This window comes from Coxiella endosymbiont of Ornithodoros maritimus (assembly GCF_907164965.1).
Taxonomy (GTDB): Bacteria; Pseudomonadota; Gammaproteobacteria; order Coxiellales; family Coxiellaceae; genus Coxiella.
In genome coordinates, this window is record NZ_CAJRAM010000048.1 from 12,489 (window position 1) to 27,770 (window position 15,282).

A 15,282-nucleotide genomic window follows, 5' to 3' on the forward strand; every position below is an offset into this window, starting at 1 on the left:
ACCATATAATATTCGGATAAATATAAAAACAAAAAAATCAAAGAAGAGCGGATTCCTTCTTTTGATTCTTCTATTATTGACTTAGGAGTTTCAGATATAGAAAATGGAGACCCACCAAAGGATAGAATAGCAAAGGGAACGTTTATTTATATACGGCCAGAAATTTCAGAAGGAAAAGTAGGCATTCACACTGACTTATTCATTCTCGTTCCTACGATCGCATAATTATTGAGCGTGACACATTCTACTATCTTTCACAAGAGAAAATTAAACCCATTTAGGAAAGGAACCTACGATGTCTCCGATTTATTTAAACATACACCCATTCCCACCTCTTATCCATCAGTTGTTGGCCCTCTTATTAGAAAATTCCTGGTTAAAATACAGGGTAAGTATTATTGGAAGAGACCTGCCACGGATGAGGTATTACGCTTTTTTACGACTTTAAACAAAATCTCCCTCCTCATGGGCTGCATTGAAGAAGGAAAAAAATATAATAGCAAGGGATTGGGAGAATTAGATCCACCTCTTACGAAATTAATTTTACTCGCATCAGGCTACTGGAAGGAACAGCCTATTGGCCTTAACTGCACATTTGAGCATTTTGACTTCGATAACAATAAAGATTTTTGCCCTGCCTTTATCAAGCTTAATGAAAAAAATTTCGCATTTCCTCTGCCAATATTATTATTTATCAACTCTTACAGTAAAAATAAAACGCAAGGCGGTCAATTTTTAAGCACATTAAGTCCTCCTGCCTTCTATTTGATTAAGGAAAATCTTTTCAAAAGAACTGTAGACTCAGTACTCAGATATTTTTTAAATAATAAGATCGTAAGAAATAATGATCTTGCAGAAATTTTCAAAGAATGTAATTCACTTCTAATAAGCTCTTTTAGCAAACCTTTTCACCGAAAAACTTGGTGCTCCTTTTTTGGGAACCGTCTCCACAGTAAGTTCGGGAGGAAAGTTTTCAATCATAATCCCGAGGATTTTAATGAAATAATAACCTATGTACAATCCCGACATGACGGCGCAACCTAGTAGGCTTTGAAAAAATTAGACATACATCTGTCTGTTGAACCACCCCTTAAAAAAGAGCCGGTCATTTAATTCCTTAGGTGGTATCCTCAAAATAGGATCATTAGCAACAAAATCCGCCTTGAAATATTTCCTCCCATACCCCATAAATAAATAATGACACTAACCCTTCTGAAAGGAGAGCGAAAATGACAAAAGCAGTACAAAAATACCCTCACAGTATGTTAAACCACCTCCAACAAGACATTAACCGTTTATTTGAGCCCTTTGGATGGGCGACGGGTGGCGAATTTTGGGATGCTTTTTCGAGTGAATGGTCTCCTCATATTGATATTAAGGATGAAGGCCAAAATTACCTCATCTGTGCAGATATACCAGGTGTTGATCCTAAAAAAATTCAGGTGTCTATGGAAAATAATATCTTGACGATTAAAGGGGAAAGAGAAACGGAAGCAAAAGAAAAAAGTCAAAGTTACTTACGCGTTGAGCGTACTAAAGGCGCATTTTTACGGCAATTTACCCTACCTGAATCCGCCAATGCTGAAAACATTAAAGCAAAAAGCAAACGCGGTGTATTAGAAATCACCATCCCGAAAGCTCAGCCGCCCAGAACGAAAAAAATAGAAGTAGAAGAGCAAGAATAAATACCCTTTTCTTCCCTATTAATACCCCCATATGGGGGTATTTTTTATTTAAAATTAATAAGTAAGAGAACTTCGTTGTTTGCCTATACTTAAAAGAGGAACGTAAAAAGAAGGAATTAACAAGCATCAGGTAGTAGGCGAGCCATGAGAAATTTAAGTGTCGTTGGTTGGATCGCTGTAATCCTGCTCATCATCGGAGGATTAAACATAGGATTCATGGGCGTATTCGACTACAACATGCTTGGTGGTATTTTTGGGCAAGTAACAGCATTGTTGCGGACCATTTATGTCTTAATTAGCTTAGCTGCATTGTGGTTTATTTTCCACTTGATAAAAAAAGCAGTGAAGTAAGCCACGACGACAACATTAGCCGTAATTAATTCCTTCCAACCCCTTTTAGCTACCCATGACCGTAACCATAATTCAGCGACGAAAATGAGCCCCTAGACGGTGTTCCCAAAGATAGATCCTTTACCATGTTCCTAAAGCCAATTCATTATTTTCAATTGGAAGCGTTAAGCTCGTTTACGTTAAAATCGTTCGCAAATGAGCCCGCATATCGTCAGGCCCTTCAACTTTGTGTTGAAAAAACTTATCGCCCTCCTGGATAAAACGTCCCATGAACTGTTCTAAATCTTTTCGTACTGTCCGATCAGCATTTTCACAGACAATCAAAGAGGCGCTTGTATATTGAATAAAAACGTGGCACAAACCCTTTTTACATTCCGAACTTAGAAGTATATCAATAACTTTATCAGTGATATCGATAGTTCCTCGAGCCTTGGTATGGAAAATTAATGTTTTTTGATACATCATCCCAACTTCCTTTTTCCACTGAGCTCTTTTCACTCCTGATATTTCAAAATTCTACTAACCCTTCACACAAATCTTTGGCTTTAAAAATACAACACGGCGCACAAGCCCTGCTTTTTCAGTTGATCCTACAACTTCATCAACGTCTTTATAAGCGTCCGGTGTCTCTTCGGCAACCCACGCATTGTGCGGCTGCTAATTATAATTCCCTCACTTGCTAAATCATCCACTAGTTGTCGCCCGCCCCATTTTTTAGATGCTTAATGACGACTCATCGATCGACCGGCGCCGTGGCTGGCTGATGCGAAAGCGTGGTTTTCTTCTGTTTCGGGATTCCCCGCCAGTAGATAGGAGCCTGTCCCCATGCTCCCACCGATAATCACTGACTGGCCAACCGTTCGATAAGGCGTTGGCACAAATTAGGATTCCCTACCCCAAAAGCGCTAATAGCGCCTTTACGGTGAATATAAAGCCCACGTTTTTGGCCATTAATGAGGTGTTCTTCTTGCTTACAAGTGTTATGAGAAACATCGTACAAGGTTTCGATAAAAACACTCGGAATTATTTCCCCAAAGGCTTCACGGATTAAGTGCGTTAAGAATTGGCGATTCGCCAAGGCACAGTTGATGCCGGCATTCATTCTGCCAAGGTATCGTTGACCTTCAGGCGAATTAATCGGAATGCAGGCCAACTCACGATCCGGAAGCGTAACACCTAAACGGCTGGCTTCTAATGATTCCCCGAACCCAAAGTACCCATTTCATGGGTTGGTGTTTTTTAGCAAGTTCAGAAACATTGTCGGGTATGACTCCCTTCACTTGGGCATTTTCTTCAACAAAGGATAAATCCTCGCGAGTTCCAAAACCCCGCTTAATGGACCAACCAGCACCACCCACACCAATACCTACACGTCTAACTGAGAAGACGTCAGCTCTTTATAAGCCCCCCACGCCGCGACGCCAGCGGGGAATCCGCGATGGTAGAGTTCTTCTCAGCCACTGCCTCACGAAACCCTTTAAGCTCATCCCAAACCAGATTGGTACGTAAACAATGGATGCCATAGGAAATATCGAAACCCCAATGCGCGTCTGGCATGGCCATCGCCGCGTTCACTAGGCCAGGTAACTGAACCACATTGCTAATTTGTTCAAGGACTTTATCGTCCATTTCTCGGATTAAGGACTCGCTCCTGTATAATTGAATAGGCAAAGATACACCCGCAGACGCTCGCAGTGTCCAGCAATAGTTATTAACTTTCTTTAATTCAACAATATCCATCGATGGATATTATCGTCTACACATCCACCACACAGCTCGCTTGCCATTGGCCTTTTTCTTGCTTCAACGATAGCATGCTTAATGCCGCTCCTTTCACTTCCGCCCCCCACGATTTTATCCGTCCACGTTTCTCCTTTTCCTTTCTCTATCCACCGATCCCCATGTCAATTCAAAATCAGCAAACACTAAATTATAGAAGCGCGCTTGGGCTACCAATAAATAAGCTAAGTCACTAAAGCGAGTTCAATATCGCTTTCTTCAAATTCAATAGCGACGGAAACTTCTTACTTCACTCGCGATAAGTCCTCAAGCATAATCGCAAAGAAAGCTTCAGCAGCGTTAATAAAAGCCTTCTCTACAGTTTCGCCAAAGCCGATAATTCCAATATCGGCTTCATATTAGTGTCTTTTATTGGCAATACCTTTACCCTCGTTTTGATAAGTAAATGGCAGTAAGACTTCATCCTGATCCTCCTACCCTTTTAGCAAAGCAAAGCCAAACCATGTTTTAAAGCTCAAAACCACACTATCCAGGGCGTTTTTACCGAAGCCGCCCATGTAAACGGCAATATTGCTTCGCAGCAAACCCGCCCAAAATTGGACCCAGCACGACAAATAATAGCATTGTAATTATCTTGGGGATCTTTAATTTCACCCGTATATAAAACAGGCGTAGAGATCATCGTGCGCGAAATAAATACCCGCCCCTAGAACCAGATAAAAGGAGCCATACACAAGAATTTTCCCTCCCAGGCTTTGGATTGGACTTTCTTTTGTGGCCCGCTTTTGTGAAAAAGTTTCATCGTAATCATTCAAATCTTGAGTCATAAAGGTATTATAAACACTAGAAACTGGCGCTACGCTGAAAAATACCGTCGTCGTGGGGATCGGTCCGAACCCAAATACATAGAAGCCTATTAATCCTGCCAACCCATAAAAGCTCCATCTTCCATTTAAACAATTAACAAACGTACGAATCATAAAAAAAGATTCCCTTTCGACTCCGTAAATTGCTCCTTATTTTTGCCTTCTCCTCAGGAGACAGATGAAATAATTACGTTAACACTTCAGAAGCTTTTTTAAAACGAGGAGCCGTTGTTGCTAGGTAATAAGTAGTTATTTAGCCAAAAAATATCGTCCACCTCGCTAATTGGACAGAAATCGGCAACCCATCGCCTCCGTTCATTTGATACCCTGTCCACGGAGCGAGGGAACCAACGATATACGATATCAAAAATAAGAATAAATTCGCGCCGAAAAGAGTTGGCAGGACCCCCGCTAAATTGGGAACGAGCATTCATTACGGCGAGCATAGATTGTTCCCGCGCCTCTTTCATATTTAGAACCCGCCAAAACGGTAAGACCTGCACCCGTAAACGAAAGTAGCACAATCGCTTTTCCCAAATCGTCGGAAATAAGTTCCCCCCTGCCTTCTGCTTAGATGAAGATAAAGGTACCGCTAAAGTGGAGCATTTAAACATTCATCCGAAGTGGCTTTGCTAAAAAAAGCATACCCAAATTCGAACCATGCCATCAACGCCCACAATAAAATATCGACTGGGACAAATACTCGGGATTGAGCAAATGGGATTTGTGAGATAGGGGATGCTTCCTTTTGAGGTTTTGCGCCAATATGGACTAAGTTAGTTACAACATTATAAGTACGGTAATTTCTACCAGTTTGTTTTTCTTCTCCGTCAAGCAAATGAAACTTTTTTTCATTCGATCTGGTACCTTAATTCTAAAAAAAGGGAGATACTAAAAGAATATTATTAGAACTTAACAAGAAGTATAAAGTGAAAAAAGTATAAAGTGAAAAAAATCTATTGGAATAGAGGTCATAAACCTCCTTATAGGGAAATAGATACTTATTTAGAAAATCGTCCCCCTCCTCTTTCTGTTGAGATTTATCATTCAACTTTACTCACTGAAGCGTAAAAAATTAAAAATAAATTAGGTGTTTATTATAAAATATTTATACCTTTCTGGAAGCATATTAAGGCTTAATTACAGTCCAGAAAAACACTCGCTGCGCCTAAAAAGTTTTCTCAACATATAGCTATTAAATCAGACAACTTAGAAACCTGGAATTTATTACCTAAACATCCCGACTGGAGCCAGAGATTCGACCAATGGAACCCCGGTGAAAAAAACGCACAGATTGTTCTCAAAAAAATTCACCAAAGAAAATCTTAAGAATTATCCCACTCACCGTGACCGCCCTGATATTTCCTCCACGTCCCATCTTTTCCCCTATCTGTATTTCGGCGAAATCAGTATCTGACAAGTCTGGAGTGCAATTAGCCAAGCAGCCACTCAGGATAGAAATTTACAAGAAGCAACGGGCGTTTTCTTGCAGCAATTAATCTGGCGAAAGTTTGCTTATTATTTATCATGGCATTTGTATCATGGCATTTGCCTCAAATGGTCAAATCCAATTTTAGAAACCAATTTGATAACTTTAAATGGAAAAAAATAAAAATTGACTGTGAGCCAAACGTTGCCCCTTATTTTCGAATTTTTAACCCTATCTTACAAAGCAAAAAATTTGATCCAAACGGGACATACATCAAAAGATGGATTCCTGAATTAGCAAATGTGCCCTCCAAATACATCCATTAGCCGGCTGATATGCCGGATAACATTTGGAAGTCCCTAAAATTAACCTCGGGGTGGACTACCCTTTCTCTATCGTGAATCATCACAAAGCAAAGTAATTGGCTTTAAAAGCTTACAAAAACTCCACCTATCGATTTTAGCCTTCTTCACTCACCCCAGGCAGGCGGGAAGTCTAGGCACGCCTTCGGCGCGCTGCGCACGTGTGCGCTGGGCCCCCTGGCGGAGGAATGACGGGTTTTAAGTTTTTAGTCCTTACCGCTTGTGAGAGCAACTCTCTTCAGCCTTTTTTCCTATTTACTTAAGTAAATCTTAAATGAAAAAATAATCTTTGAGATTTTAAAATTTCTTTAATAAACTTGTAACAACCTCTAATTAATTATTTTAATTACATTAAGGATATCCCTCACGAGATCCTCAAACTTTAACGCATTATTGAAAACCATAGGCCTTCAACAGACTTCTTTCCAACAAGGTGAAAGGTTAGGAGAGTTAATTGAGGAGCAACAGTCAAGGTTTGAGGGGCAAGACTCAATATTATTTGGAAACCCATTACATTAACAAACTATTGTTCAACAAATTCTTAATGAGAGCCTTACGCAACAAGAAACTCTTCAAGTGGTTCATCTACAATCCGAAGCGCTCACTCGACTCTGTCATTCAATTTACTTTTTAATGATCATTCATCAAATAAAAAATTTTGGAATTGATCTAACTCAGTACCTGACGGGCATTGATAGTCGCGCTTTGCTACAGAAAAAATTTTTTTCATTTTTTTCAACGTCAATTATAACCAGTGGCCTTAAAAAATACCTCTCTAACTCGCCTCTTGCTTTATCAAATCGACCTGTTTCACAGGATGTACAATTGGAGCTAATAAAAAGTGGTATTTTTATATCCCTTCTCTATTACCGACAGTTAGCTCTTACAGCCGTTGGTCTTGATGAGAAAATGACGGAAGGCATGGGAATGTTTGGGAGCGCGTTTGATTTACTTTTCATCAAAACGGTAGCTGAATTTGCCCAGTGGTTACCTCTACAACCTCTCACTAGCGCAACAACGACCACCTCCTCTTATCTTTCAAGCGCAGTCCGACAAAGTTATAAACACGGCGAACGCGCCTCCTATTATTTAAGAGCAAAACTAAATCCTGAAAAATATGCCAATCTTTGTAAATATTATCTTTTCAAAAATGAATTTAAAAATGCACTCTGGACCTATCAGCAGGCTCCCTTTAATGAGAAAAGCGTCGAATTAATTATGTTATTTTTTGAAAAAAATAACAGTAGATTTAGACATTAGGCAGTTAAAATTCAACCACGCCCTTTAAAATGAGGGAGCAAGCGCTAAGAAAGTAATAGAAATTAATAATATTCTTTCATCCTTAACCGAAATACTAAAAAAGTTAAATCAATTTGTAACAAGGATAGCAGTCATTATTATCATTGCGTATACAATTGTGGTCACGCGCTATATAACATTGCTTTAACAGTAAAGGAGCAAGATGCGAAATATAAATTTTTAGATAGAGCTAAAACATTTTATACAGCAGCAACTAAAAATGGTAGCCTTGCTATTAAAGAGGGTGATCAAGCAAAATTATCGCCGCTAGCGGAAAAAGGCATTAATAGAATTGATTCTGAAATAGCTCCTATGGGTTTACTTCCAAGGCCTAGTTGAGATCTTAAGGATATCTCATTGAAATCTGATTTCAAGCTCCGACTTTAATTAACCAAGAAGACCCTTGATAGACCAACGCCATCAAGGCAAAATTCAGCTTTTTCTACTGAGGGAAAGGCATCTTCATTCCTTGCATCCGTAAACTAGCTATGCGCTGGTGTTAGCTATGGATGCGTACGTGCCGGCGGTGTCGCATATGGCGACGCTTTTTCATGTGTCCGCCGGCCAAATGCAGCTTACTTTGAGCCTCTTTATGTTTACTTGCGGGATTTATTCGGCTCGTCATTGGGTCCCTTTCCGATCAGTATGGACGACGACGCATCAGCTTTTTTTTAATAGTTATTTTTAGCATCGGTTCGATACTGTGCGCCACTGCCCATTCCTTGCCAGAATTAATCGTTTATCGGATTATTCAAGCCATCGGAGCGGTGGAGATGATGGTTTGCGGCTTTGCTATTGCGCGGGGCTGCTACCATGGCGAAAAAGCGGAAAAACTTACAGCTATTTAAATGGCATCATTGCCTTCTCTCCGATGTTTGCTCATTTTGTCGGGAGTTATCTCGATGTTCATTTAGGTTGGCAATCAACTTTTTTAATTTTATTACTAATTTCTTTATGGGCCTTTTTGAGTCTTTTCTTTTCGCTGCCTGAATCTTTGCCTAGAAAAAAATGTATCAAATCGGATTAAGTTATCACTTTATTTTCTGCTTAATATCACCTTATATCATTATTCAATTATTACGTATTTCTGAACTGAACTATGGTTATTATTTTGCTCTTATGGGGATTTCTTTTTTTATAGGCAATCTGCTTTCAGAGGTACAGCCGGCGGGGCCGCCGCTTTAAGCGGCTCTTTTCGGCTTTTATTTTCTGCTATTTTAGATATGGTCGTTATTAATAAAAATATCTCATCAACATTGCCGCTGGCTTCGCCGGCTGTTTTATTTAGTTTAATTGGATTAATTTTACCTTTGAGTCAACGAAAGAGATTGATTATTATTCACCGGAAATGATTTTTAAAATTAGGCCGGTTTCATAGCGTATACAGTACTTAAAAACCCTTCGCGATGGGTGTAATACGGAGAGTTTTCATTTTTTCTAGAGCTTCATTGATCAGTTCATCTAAAGGCAAATTTTCTTCAGTTTTTAAAATTGCTTCTTCTTTGGCTTTTGTTTCTGGATTTTTTGGGGCAAACAAAGTGCAACAATCTTCATAAGGACGTTTTGAAATACGAAAAGTTCCAATTTTCTTGGCGATTTTAATGATATCATTTTTATCGAAGCTTATTAACGGTCGTAAAATAGGTAAATTCGTCGCTTGATTGATCACCGCGATGCTTTGAATAGTTTGGCTCGCCACTTGTCCTAAATTCTCACCGGTAATTAAGGTATGGTAGATGGACTTTGTCAGTTTTTCTGCGATTCGAATCATAAAGCGCCGATGAATAATCGTCCATGTAGATTCAGGACACATTTTGTTAACAGTCTCTTGAACTTTAGTGAAATAAGGAATATGTAAATTAATGGCGCGCAATTTCCAGCGAGTTAATACGCGGGCCAGGTCGATAACTTTTTCTTTGGCCTTCTCTCCCGTGTAAGGAAAACTATGAAAATAGATAGCATCGATTATCATCCCACGCTTCAACAGCGTCCAACCCGCTACGGGACTGTCGATTCCACCTGATAATAATAAAAGACCGCGACCTCCAACGCCAACAGGCAGGCCGCCCAATCCATCTTCATGATCTTCTGTCGTGTAAATAAATAATCCCTCATCACGTACCTCAATGAAAATTGTTAATTGAGGATTATTAAGATTAACTCGCCATTTGGGAAAATGTTTAAGCAACAGGGCACCAAGTTTTTTATTAATCTCCATAGAATCCATCGGAAATGACTTCGCGATTCGACGGGTATCTACTCGAAAACTCAATGAATTGGATTCTAATTTTCTAAGGTGTTTTATAATAACTTCTTCTATTTCCTCAAAGTTAACTTCCAAATTCAAACGATAAGCTAATGCAAACCCAACAACGCCGAAAACGTGCTTTAATGCTTCTCTATAGTGCGGAATGTCTTTATCTGTGGTTAATTTTAAATAAAGCCGCCCGCGGCGCTGTTCAATAGAGGCGAAACCCTCTCCGATCGCAAGACGAATATTCTCGATGATGGAAGATTCAAAAAGACGCCGATTTTTTCCTTTTAAAGCAATTTCGCCGTACTTAATCAGGATGACTTTTTTCATTTATCGTAATATTTTTTTAACTTATAAATAATTGATTGAATATTTTCTAACACATAGTGAATCTCTTCATGAGTATTATAGCGTGAAAAACTAAAGCGAATAGCGGATCGAATCCGTTTGGGCGGAAGTCCAATCGCTTTCAAAACGTGGCTCGGTTTACCTTTAGCGCCACTACAGGCAGAACCTGCTGAAACATAAATGCCCTTTTCTTCAAGCGAATTCATCATTACTTGAGAAGGAATTGAATTAAATGAGACGTTAAGCGTATTTTCTAGCGCACCCACAGGTGAATTAATCTTTACTTCTGGTATATTTTTTAATCCTTCCAAAAAATCAGCCATTAACTCCCGCCAATACTCGCGTGTTTCTTTTAAATGACCATAAGCAAGCCGAGCCGCTTTAGCTAAGCCCACAATATTAGGCACATTCTGCGTACCCGAACGCAAGTCAAATTCTTGCCCTCCACCCGAAATTAAAGGTTGTAATAGTGTTTTTTTCTTAACATAGAGAGCACCACTTCCCTTGGGGGCGTGGAATTTATGGCCGCTGATGGAATATAAATCGATATGAGTGAGATCAATCTCAAGCTTGCCAAAGGCCTGCGCACCATCAGAGAAAAAAATAATACCCTTGTTTTTAGCTTTCACTGATTCGGCAATCTCATTAATGGGATTGATACTGCCTAATTCGTTGTTAACATGCATAACCGCGACCAGAATAGTATTGGGCTTTATTAATTCCACAACACTTTCTGGCGACACTTTGCCCTGCGTATCCACTTTTGCGAAATCGACAATAAAACCGGCTTGTTCGAGCTGTTTAACACTCCCTAATACCGCATCATGTTCTATTGTGGTAGTGATAATATGATTGCCCTTACGTTTGCACGCTTGAGCCGCTCCTTTAACCGCCAAATTGGCACTTTCTGTGCCCCCCGATGTGAAAACGATTTCATCTTCGTGGACCACCAATAACCCGCTCAAACCACGTCGCGCCTCATCCACCGCCCGCTCCGCCTGAAGGCCTAAACGATGCAGGCTGGAAGGATTCCCATAACTTTTCGAGAAAAACGTTAACAGAGACTCCACAACTTCTGGAGCAGTTGAGGTGGTTGCATTGTTATCTAAGTATATTTCGGGCATCGAAGGATTATACTAGCCCTAGCCACATTTCTACATGATTTCCTAAAATTTCTCTCTATGGCCCTGGGAGAAGGCGAACCACAGCACCATTCTCACAGCCGCCCGCCGCATTCTGATATCTTTTTTAGATATTTTATCGTAGAATAAAGTTGCCAAGCACAGATTCGTTCCGGACCTTCCCTTCGAGACAGTTCCTGACATTCTTGCCCAAGCATCTCTATTTCTATTTTTTGAGGAAAATGACGATGAGTCAAAATAAAATCTATGTGGGAAGCTTGTCATATGACGTGACAGCTAGTGAACTTCAAACCTTCTTTAGCCAGTATGGTGAAATTGAGGAAGCCAAGTTGATTATGGATCGGGAAACAGGCCGTTCCAAAGGCTTCGCTTTCATCACCTACGGCACGCAGGACGCGGCGCAAGAAGCTGTGTCGAAAGCCAACGGGATTGATCTCCAAGGTCGCAAAATCCGAGTTAACATAGCCCGAGAAAATACAGGTGACCGTGACCGTCGACGTGACGGTGGCAGCGACAGCCGCAGTGGTCGAGGTGGCGGTGGAGGCGGCCGTTTCTAAGCCACTTTCTCCTTTCCCAAAACAAAGCGAGGAAATAAAACTCCTCGCTTTACTTAAAAGGAATTTCCTGGAAATACTCTTTCTCCATTTCAGATAACTCTTCCATTATCTTCTTTGAAAGCGCACGAATTTCCTGTCGGCTCTGCTGATTCTTTTGGATTTGGGGAGGGCGAACCATTTTAATTTCATATAAAACTGACAACCTTCCTAGGGTAAATACCGCTGCATTTTGTCTTCCTCATCCCGCAAATAAATTAATAAGACTTTTAGCTTGAGGGACAGCTTGCAAAATCTGACCAGCCCCCGCAATCGTCCATATTCAATCGCCCTATCTTGCTCCGCGTCCCTTCAGCGAGATCATAGCGAAATCTCCTCGTTTTAATAAATGTGTAACCCTTCTTAATACTGTTTTCGCATTCGATCGTTCCCCCTCTGTTGTAAGAGGGATGATTTTACTCATATAACTCATTAAGCGATTGAATAAGTTAGCGCACACAAACTTTACATTGGGAATACTCCAGGGAAATCGGCGAAAATGCCTAAGATATCCCCATAGCGAACCCAAACCCCAAATAATGCCAAAAGCATCAAAGTAACTGAGGTGGTTTGCACAAATGAGCACCGAACCTTTGTGCTCTTTCTTCAGAAAACCTCTGAATTGTTTTCTGATTTTGTGTTTGTTTTTTATCTTGTATCGCCGTACGAAGCAAACATAGAAAACGATTGTCGAATAAAAGGGCAGCAAAAAAAGAATGAAAAGATTCTTTGTAAGCGCAAAATAAGTTTCCTCTAAAGACAGAAAATTCTTGAACTCAATATATAACTACGAACCTTGGGCCAATCAAGTATATAAGGCAACTCCTAACAATCCTCTTTTAAAATTAGCCCTTATATTGATGGCAGGCATCGTAAATTGCTTTGGCTAAGGTCTCGCTGACGCCGGGGACCCTTGCGATTTCTTCAATGCTAGCTCGCTGAAGTTCTTGTAACCCGCCGAAATATTTTAATAATTTTTGTCGTCGTTTAGGGCCAATTCCTTCAATTTCCTGCAAGGTGGATTCTACCCGGCGCTTAGCGCGACGATTGCGATGCGCCGTGATCGCAAAGCGATGGGCTTCATCACGAATTTGTTGAATTAGATGAAACACGACGTTATCTGCCGGCAAATGGATTTCTTCTCGCCGCCCCCAAAGGAACAACTTCTCCAATCCGGCTTTACGACCGGGTCCTTTTGCAATTGCCGTTAAAATGACTCCGCTCACTTGCAATTCTTCAAGCACTTCGGCTGCTTGCCTAAGTTGGCCCATGCCCCCATCAATCAGCAGAATATCAGGCAAAATATCTTCGCCTTCTTTTAAGCGCACGTATCGCCGTGTCAGCGCCTGTCGCAAAGCACCGTAATCATCGCCCGCTGTTACTCCGCCAATATTAAATCGTCGATAGTCTTTTTTAATGGGCCCCTCTTCCCCAAAAACAACGCAAGATGCCACCGTCGCCTCCCCTAAGGTGTGGCTAATATCGAAACATTCGATACGCACAATTGGATTCGGCAAAGCCAACGATTTTTGTATGGCTTCTAACTTTAGCGCAAAAGTATTTTTCTGAGCCAAGTGTTGTAAAAGAGCTTGAGCCGCATTGAGCGCCGCCATTGCTTGCCATTGCTTATACGGCGCTCGTTTTCGATCAGTAATTGCTAGTTTTCGGTTTAAACCGGACGACAAAGCACGTTGTATCCATAAACGGTCCTCCAATAGCTCAGTCGTTACGATCCGTTCTGGGATATCGCCATTGCGCAAAGGACTCAAGTAATATTGAGGGATAAATTCAAGTAAGGCAGTTTGGAGCGTCGTTCCTAAGGGTGTATTGGGAAAGAAAGGTTTATGACCAATCATTCGCCCGGATCGGATGAATAATATAGAAAAGCCGATGGCTTCATTTGATTCGGCGATGCCAATTATATCAATGTTTCCCTTCCTGCCAGTAATGATTTGCTGTTTTTGTAGCCGCCGTAATTGGCGAATTTGATCACGGTAATGAACAGCTTCCTCAAAAAGCAAATTCTCAGAGGCCACTTCCATTTGATCAGTTAATTTCATAATTATTTCATCGTTTTTACCTTCAAAAAATAAGATAGCGTCTTCAACCTGGCGTCGATATTCCTGCTCATTGACGTACCCCACGCAAGGGGCTGTACAACGCTTGATTTGATATTGCAAACAAGGACGCGTGCGGTTTTTAAAAAAAGATTCACTGCATTGACGCAATTTAAATAGCTTTTGAATCAAAGCGAGATTCTCCCTCACCGATCCGGCATTGGGGTAAGGGCCAAAATAACGACCGGGGGCTTTTTTTGCACCGCGGTAAAAATCCAAGCGGGGAAATTTTTGATGGGTCGCTAAATAAAGATAAGGATAGGATTTATCATCTCGTAGCAATACATTGTAACGGGGCTGAAACTGTTTGATGAAACTGGCTTCGAGTAGAAGGGCTTCATTCTCATTGCGGGTGATCGTCGTTTGAATAGACTGCACCTGAGGCATCATGGATTGGGTTTTACTATCTAGTTGGCGACAAAAGTAGCTACTGACTCGTGTTTGTAAATTGCGCGCCTTACCCACATAGATGACTTTCCCCTGCGCGTCTTGCATCTGGTAAACACCGGAGCCGGTAGGTAGGGTCTTAAGAAAACCGCTCGGATTGTCAATAGTCATGAGTGTCTGGATCTAATATTGATTTTTGACTGGCGGAGAGGGAGGGATTTGAACCCTCGGAGGAGTTGCCCCCCTCAACGGTTTTCAAGACCGTCGCATTCAACCGCTCTGCCACCTCTCCCAAACGTCAAATTCTCTTGTCTCCTTCGACCTCCCCAGCGGATAACGGGCAAAGAAGGACTATTATATAACTAACCGAGAAGTACGCCTAGCTTATATCATTACCCACAACTCACAGTAATTTCGATTTTAGGCTTTATCATTTCCGCGCAGGCGGGAGTCCCAGTGCACCTTTGGTGCGCTGGATCAACTATGTTTGAATTGCTGTGAGCAAGTTTGAAAACTGGATAATAAATAGTCATTTTACACACCTTATTCACAGCTTCACAGTGATACCGCAGTTAGCGATTTTTTCTGTTCAAATTTTTTTAATCTGGCATTGGCGATAACAATAATTTTTCGTATTAGTGCTACAAACGCTACCATTTTCTTTTTCCCTTTTTTAACGAGCCCCTCATAAAAGCTCTTTAATTCTGAA

Annotated in this window: 14 protein-coding genes, 1 tRNA gene and 6 pseudogenes; 7 read left to right on the top strand and 14 right to left on the bottom strand. The window is 40.8% G+C overall.

Annotated elements, in window-relative coordinates:
- The first annotated feature begins 234 nt into the window (after nucleotides 1-234).
- From OWO34_RS05240 to OWO34_RS05250, 3 genes are all read left to right on the top strand, one after another.
- Nucleotides 235-1,044 (top strand): hypothetical protein, encoded by an 810-nt coding sequence (locus OWO34_RS05240; RefSeq protein ID WP_267256788.1) that lies wholly within the window; start codon nucleotides 235-237, stop codon nucleotides 1,042-1,044.
- Nucleotides 1,045-1,229: 185 nt separating this feature from the next.
- Complete coding sequence (locus OWO34_RS05245; RefSeq protein WP_267256789.1) at nucleotides 1,230-1,685, top strand: Hsp20/alpha crystallin family protein; 456 nt, start codon at nucleotides 1,230-1,232, stop codon at nucleotides 1,683-1,685.
- A 144-nt stretch (nucleotides 1,686-1,829) separates the two neighbouring features.
- Nucleotides 1,830-2,036, top strand: coding sequence for a DUF378 domain-containing protein (locus OWO34_RS05250; RefSeq protein WP_267256790.1), 207 nt, complete (start codon nucleotides 1,830-1,832; stop codon nucleotides 2,034-2,036).
- Between the two features lie 72 nt (nucleotides 2,037-2,108).
- On the opposite strand, the pseudogene OWO34_RS05255 reads toward OWO34_RS05250, so the two are convergent.
- From OWO34_RS05255 to OWO34_RS05290, 9 genes and pseudogenes are all read right to left on the bottom strand, one after another.
- Nucleotides 2,109-2,534: pseudogene (locus OWO34_RS05255) on the bottom strand (secondary thiamine-phosphate synthase enzyme YjbQ).
- Nucleotides 2,535-2,555: 21 nt separating this feature from the next.
- A pseudogene (locus tag OWO34_RS05260) lies at nucleotides 2,556-2,672 on the bottom strand (RtcB family protein); the annotation flags it as partial.
- An 86-nt stretch (nucleotides 2,673-2,758) separates the two neighbouring features.
- Nucleotides 2,759-2,863: an RtcB family protein gene (locus OWO34_RS05265; RefSeq protein ID WP_267256791.1), complete on the bottom strand. Its 105-nt coding sequence runs from the start codon at nucleotides 2,861-2,863 to the stop codon at nucleotides 2,759-2,761.
- A gap of 14 nt (nucleotides 2,864-2,877) precedes the next feature.
- Nucleotides 2,878-3,189 carry an RtcB family protein gene (locus OWO34_RS05270; RefSeq protein WP_267256792.1) on the bottom strand — a complete coding sequence of 104 codons (312 nt, stop codon included), beginning with the start codon at nucleotides 3,187-3,189 and terminating at the stop codon, nucleotides 2,878-2,880.
- 1 nt (nucleotide 3,190) lies between these two features.
- The gene (locus OWO34_RS05275) at nucleotides 3,191-3,394 is read right to left on the bottom strand and encodes a hypothetical protein (protein WP_267256793.1); all 204 of its coding nucleotides are present in this window, start codon (nucleotides 3,392-3,394) and stop codon (nucleotides 3,191-3,193) included.
- Nucleotides 3,395-3,425: 31 nt separating this feature from the next.
- On the bottom strand, nucleotides 3,426-3,776 hold the full coding sequence (locus OWO34_RS05280; protein WP_267256794.1) for a hypothetical protein: 351 nt from the start codon (nucleotides 3,774-3,776) through the stop codon (nucleotides 3,426-3,428).
- Between the two features lie 16 nt (nucleotides 3,777-3,792).
- Complete coding sequence (locus OWO34_RS09795) at nucleotides 3,793-3,852, bottom strand: hypothetical protein (RefSeq protein ID WP_407647521.1); 60 nt, start codon at nucleotides 3,850-3,852, stop codon at nucleotides 3,793-3,795.
- 208 nt (nucleotides 3,853-4,060) lie between these two features.
- Nucleotides 4,061-4,162 (bottom strand): archease, encoded by a 102-nt coding sequence (locus tag OWO34_RS05285; RefSeq protein ID WP_323808268.1) that lies wholly within the window; start codon nucleotides 4,160-4,162, stop codon nucleotides 4,061-4,063.
- An 87-nt stretch (nucleotides 4,163-4,249) separates the two neighbouring features.
- Nucleotides 4,250-5,480: pseudogene (locus OWO34_RS05290) on the bottom strand (hypothetical protein).
- A gap of 40 nt (nucleotides 5,481-5,520) precedes the next feature.
- On the opposite strand from OWO34_RS05290, the pseudogene OWO34_RS05295 reads away from it, so the two are divergent.
- The 3 genes and pseudogenes from OWO34_RS05295 to OWO34_RS05305 form a co-directional block, all read left to right on the top strand.
- A pseudogene (locus OWO34_RS05295) lies at nucleotides 5,521-6,492 on the top strand (FAD-binding domain-containing protein); the annotation flags it as partial.
- A 517-nt stretch (nucleotides 6,493-7,009) separates the two neighbouring features.
- The gene (locus OWO34_RS05300; protein ID WP_267256795.1) at nucleotides 7,010-7,693 is read left to right on the top strand and encodes a hypothetical protein; all 684 of its coding nucleotides are present in this window, start codon (nucleotides 7,010-7,012) and stop codon (nucleotides 7,691-7,693) included.
- Nucleotides 7,694-8,225: 532 nt separating this feature from the next.
- A pseudogene (locus OWO34_RS05305) lies at nucleotides 8,226-9,084 on the top strand (MFS transporter).
- A gap of 38 nt (nucleotides 9,085-9,122) precedes the next feature.
- Here the strand turns inward: OWO34_RS05305 and thiI are convergent.
- Nucleotides 9,123-10,316 (bottom strand): tRNA uracil 4-sulfurtransferase ThiI, encoded by a 1,194-nt coding sequence (gene thiI / locus OWO34_RS05310; protein ID WP_267256796.1) that lies wholly within the window; start codon nucleotides 10,314-10,316, stop codon nucleotides 9,123-9,125.
- Nucleotides 10,313-11,458, bottom strand: a complete 1,146-nt coding sequence (locus OWO34_RS05315; RefSeq protein ID WP_267256797.1) for a cysteine desulfurase family protein — start codon at nucleotides 11,456-11,458, stop codon at nucleotides 10,313-10,315. Before OWO34_RS05315 ends, thiI begins: the two co-directional genes overlap by 4 nt.
- A 203-nt stretch (nucleotides 11,459-11,661) precedes the next feature.
- Here OWO34_RS05315 and OWO34_RS05320 point away from each other — a divergent pair, with 203 nt between their 5' ends.
- A complete protein-coding gene (locus tag OWO34_RS05320; protein WP_267256801.1) occupies nucleotides 11,662-12,033 on the top strand; it encodes an RNA recognition motif domain-containing protein in 372 nt (123 codons plus the stop codon).
- Between the two features lie 49 nt (nucleotides 12,034-12,082).
- Here the strand turns inward: OWO34_RS05320 and OWO34_RS05325 are convergent.
- The 3 genes and pseudogenes from OWO34_RS05325 to OWO34_RS05335 all read right to left on the bottom strand — a co-directional run bounded on the left by OWO34_RS05325 (nucleotide 12,083) and on the right by OWO34_RS05335 (nucleotide 14,865).
- A pseudogene (locus OWO34_RS05325) lies at nucleotides 12,083-12,810 on the bottom strand (lysophospholipid acyltransferase family protein).
- 104 nt (nucleotides 12,811-12,914) lie between these two features.
- Nucleotides 12,915-14,744 carry an excinuclease ABC subunit UvrC gene (gene uvrC, locus OWO34_RS05330; protein ID WP_267256798.1) on the bottom strand — a complete coding sequence of 610 codons (1,830 nt, stop codon included), beginning with the start codon at nucleotides 14,742-14,744 and terminating at the stop codon, nucleotides 12,915-12,917.
- Nucleotides 14,745-14,774: 30 nt separating this feature from the next.
- Nucleotides 14,775-14,865: transfer RNA gene (locus OWO34_RS05335), tRNA-Ser, on the bottom strand.
- Nucleotides 14,866-15,282: the final 417 nt, after the last annotated feature.

Coding starts and splice junctions, on each gene's coding strand:
- OWO34_RS05245 (WP_267256789.1), top strand. CDS start 1,230: ATGACAAAAGCAGTACAAAAATACCCTCACAGTATGTTAAACCACCTC.
- OWO34_RS05250 (WP_267256790.1), top strand. CDS start 1,830: ATGAGAAATTTAAGTGTCGTTGGTTGGATCGCTGTAATCCTGCTCATC.
- OWO34_RS05265 (WP_267256791.1), bottom strand. CDS start 2,863: ATGGGGACAGGCTCCTATCTACTGGCGGGGAATCCCGAAACAGAAGAA.
- OWO34_RS05280 (WP_267256794.1), bottom strand. CDS start 3,776: ATGGATATTGTTGAATTAAAGAAAGTTAATAACTATTGCTGGACACTG.
- thiI (WP_267256796.1), bottom strand. CDS start 10,316: ATGAAAAAAGTCATCCTGATTAAGTACGGCGAAATTGCTTTAAAAGGA.
- OWO34_RS05315 (WP_267256797.1), bottom strand. CDS start 11,458: ATGCCCGAAATATACTTAGATAACAATGCAACCACCTCAACTGCTCCA.
- uvrC (WP_267256798.1), bottom strand. CDS start 14,744: ATGACTATTGACAATCCGAGCGGTTTTCTTAAGACCCTACCTACCGGC.